At 47.3% G+C, this 3329-nt stretch carries 3 protein-coding genes and 1 pseudogene; all 4 read left to right on the top strand.

All coding sequences use genetic code 11. From position 1 onward, the window contains the following. Positions 1-101 (top strand): annotated as a pseudogene (locus EGV91_RS10560) (30S ribosomal protein S12); the annotation flags it as partial. Positions 102-307: 206 nt separating this feature from the next. Next, a complete protein-coding gene (locus tag EGV91_RS10555) occupies positions 308-1537 on the top strand; it encodes an acyl-CoA dehydrogenase family protein (RefSeq protein WP_135503528.1) in 1230 nt (409 codons plus the stop codon). 49 nt (positions 1538-1586) lie between these two features. Beyond that, positions 1587-2171, top strand: a complete 585-nt coding sequence (locus tag EGV91_RS10550) for a TetR/AcrR family transcriptional regulator (RefSeq protein WP_135503526.1) — start codon at positions 1587-1589, stop codon at positions 2169-2171. A gap of 114 nt (positions 2172-2285) precedes the next feature. After that, positions 2286-3272: a quinone oxidoreductase family protein gene (locus EGV91_RS10545; RefSeq protein ID WP_135503524.1), complete on the top strand. Its 987-nt coding sequence runs from the start codon at positions 2286-2288 to the stop codon at positions 3270-3272. The last annotated feature ends 57 nt before the right edge of the window (positions 3273-3329 follow it).

The following is a 3329-nucleotide window of genomic DNA, read 5'->3' as shown; positions in this document are numbered from 1 at the left end:
TGCGTTACCATATCGTACGTGGAGCACTTGATACTGCTGGAGTTAACGGCCGTATGCAAGGACGTTCTAAATACGGAACTAAAACGACCAAAAGTAAAAAAAATAAAAAAGTTAAAAATAACGAAGTGATTTACGTTGAAAGGAGGAACATACATAGCCTCGTAAAGGTCCTAGTAGCTAAAACGTGACGTGTTGCCAGATCTTTATACTAACTTTGAATAAGCATTCAAAATAACTGATAGTATTAATGTGAAAATGAAAGGGTTTCCATTTGGAAATACATTGCGAAATATTGGAGGAACTGCAAATGCTTAAAGAATTGTCGCCAAGAGCCCAAGAGTTGCAAAAGAGTTTACTGCAATTTATGGACGAATACGTTTATCCAAATGAATCGACAGTGGAAAAATACTTGCAGGAAGCGGAAGACCGCTGGACAATTCCGCCAATTATCGAAGAGCTGAAAGCGAAAGCCAAAGAACAGGGATTATGGAATCTGTTTTTGGACGACCCCCGTTACGGAGCGGGTCTATCCAATTACGATTACTCGCATCTCTGTGAAATTATGGGCCGTTCTTTGATTGCTCCCGAGATTTTCAATTGCAACGCGCCAGATACTGGCAATATGGAAGTGTTTGTGAAATACGGTACGGAAGAACAGAAAAAGCAATGGCTTGAGCCTCTGCTGCGCGGTGAAATCCGCTCATGTTTCTCGATGACAGAACCGGATGTGGCCTCTTCGGATGCGACGAATATCCAGAGCAGCATTGTTCGCGACGGAGATGAGTATGTCATTAACGCGAAAAAATGGTGGACGACCGGTGCCATGGACCCGCGCTGCAAAATTGCCATCGTCATGGGGAAAACCGATCCGACTGCAGCAAAGCATCAACAGCAATCAATGATTTTGGTGCCTTTTGATGCACCGGGAGTCGAAATCAAACGGCCATTAACGGTGTTCGGCTACGACGATGCGCCTCAAGGACATGCGGAAGTGCATTATACGAATGTCCGGGTGCCGGTTGGCAATATGCTGTTAGGCGAGGGCCGTGGTTTTGAAATCGCGCAAGGGCGATTGGGGCCAGGACGCATCCACCATTGCATGCGGGCGATCGGCGCAGCAGAGCGGGCACTTGAACTACTATGCAAGCGCGCAGAAAGCAGAGAAGCGTTCGGTTCCACGTTAGCGGAAAAGGACGTCATCAAAGAAATTATTGCCGAAAGCCGCATCGAAATTGAACAGGCGCGTCTGCTGACTTTGCATGCAGCGCATAAAATTGATACTGAAGGTGCAAAGGGAGCACGGAAAGAGATCGCGATGATAAAAATTGCAGCTCCGCGTGTATCTTTGAATGTTATTGATCGGGCAATTCAAGTATTTGGCGGAGCAGGCCTAACAGAAGATTTCCCGCTTGCCGCCCATTATGCATACGCGAGAACGCTTCGTTTGGTGGATGGACCAGATCAAGTCCACCTGCGCGATATCGGCAGGCTCGAATTGCGCGAACAGCTGAAAGAAACAGCCTCTGCAAAACACTGATGGACAATCGGTTTAGCAGAGCAATTCCTTTGGAAATGAGGTGGACGAGATGAGCTTACGCGAACGGAAAGCTGCTAAGAAAAAAGAGGATATCCTTCGTTCTGCCAGCTTAGTCATTTCACGCAAAGGGTACCATAACGCCACGATGGAAGATATTGCAGCGGAACTATTGATGACAAAAGGTTCGCTTTATTATTATTTTAAAAACAAGGAAGAATTGCTTTATCGCTGTCACGATTTGATCCTGTCTGAGGCCATGAAGAAGATGGAAGAGATTTTATCACAGGAAATTTCTTCAGCGAAGAAGATGGAGATGGCGATTAAATTTCATTTGGAAGTCGCGATCCGGGAAAAGGAAATCTTCAATCTGATCGTTAAGCCTGAACAGATTTTCTCCAAAGAGCATTTGGGTGAAATCGTTGAAAAGCGTGCGGAATATGCAGAGGTTTTTGACAGAATCATCGACGAAGGCGTGAGCAAAGGCGAGTTCTCGATTGAGCAGAAAAAAATGGCGCGTATGATTATCCTTGGTGCGACCAATTGGGTACAAGTCTGGCACTCTCCGGAAGGGGAATACAGCAATGAAAAAATCGAGGAAATCTACGCAGCTTACCTTTTAAAAATGCTGGTTTAAAAGAATAAAGGATTTTGCGATTGCCGCCTTGGAAATCCATGATCGCTTTGATATACGGTGGTGTGTTTATTGGAGCGTGCATGCTGATATTCTAAACAGAAACGGGGTTTTGATATGAAAGCGATAGTTGTTCACGAAGTGGGAGGGCCATCCGTTCTGAAATTGGAGGATGCGCCGATGCCGGAAATTGCACCGGCCCAGGTATTGATTAAAGTCGAAGCAATAAGCGTCAATTTTGCGGATATCAAGGCGCGCCAAGGCCAGTACCATGGAGTCGAGGCAGGTGCTTCCTTCACGCCGGGACTTGATTGTGCAGGGGTTATCACAGAAGTAGGAAGCAAAGTCACTCGTTTCCGTAAAGGGGACCGCGTCATGGCATTTCCGAAAGAGGGCTCGTATGCGGAATACGTCAAAACGGATGAAGCTTTGACGTTTGCAGTGCCGGATGAATTGCCGATTGAAACAGCAGCCGCTTCACTGACGGTCGGCATCACGGCCTATAACGTTATCCGGAAAATGGCGAGGCTTGAAAGGGGTGAAACCATTCTGATCCACGCAGCCGCTGGCGGAATCGGCTCGACGGCCATTCAATTAGCCCGGATTTTTGGGGCAGGCAAAATTATCGGGACAGCAGGCAGCAGCGAAAAGACGGCAATGGCTAAAGAATTCGGCGCCGATCACGCCATCAATTACCGGACCCAGGATTTCGGAGCCATTGTAAATGAACTGACAGATGGAAAAGGAGCAGATGTGATTCTGGATACTGTGGGTGGCGAAAACTTCGAGAAAAGCATGAATTGCTTGGCGCCTTTCGGCCGGATTGTTTCATTTGGCCACGCCAATGAAGGGTCGCTGCCAGGGCGCGTCAAAACGACTGAACTCCATTCCAGCTGCCGCTCTGTCATCGGCTATAGCACGGGCACCTACCGCAAGCAGCGTCCGGAATTTCTGCATGAAGCCGCACAGGAAATCACCAGGCTCATGCTAGAAGGAGATTTGAATATCGTCATTTCGAAACGCTACCCGCTCGCAGCTGCAGCGAAAGCGCATGCGCTTATTGAAAGCCGCAAAAGTATTGGGAAAGTATTGCTCATCCCGTAGCATGTGTTCCAGATTCGATATACTAAAGGCTTGAAAACTTCATGGGAAATCAAAAAA

It is taken from the genome of Planococcus koreensis, assembly GCF_004761975.1.
In the GTDB taxonomy this organism is placed as follows: Bacteria; Bacillota; Bacilli; order Bacillales_A; family Planococcaceae; genus Planococcus; species Planococcus koreensis.
The sequence above is the reverse complement of the archived record's forward strand: the minus strand, read 5'-3'. Positions and strand labels throughout refer to the sequence as shown.

Coding starts and splice junctions, on each gene's coding strand:
- EGV91_RS10545 (WP_135503524.1), top strand. CDS start 2,286: ATGAAAGCGATAGTTGTTCACGAAGTGGGAGGGCCATCCGTTCTGAAA.
- EGV91_RS10550 (WP_135503526.1), top strand. CDS start 1,587: ATGAGCTTACGCGAACGGAAAGCTGCTAAGAAAAAAGAGGATATCCTT.
- EGV91_RS10555 (WP_135503528.1), top strand. CDS start 308: ATGCTTAAAGAATTGTCGCCAAGAGCCCAAGAGTTGCAAAAGAGTTTA.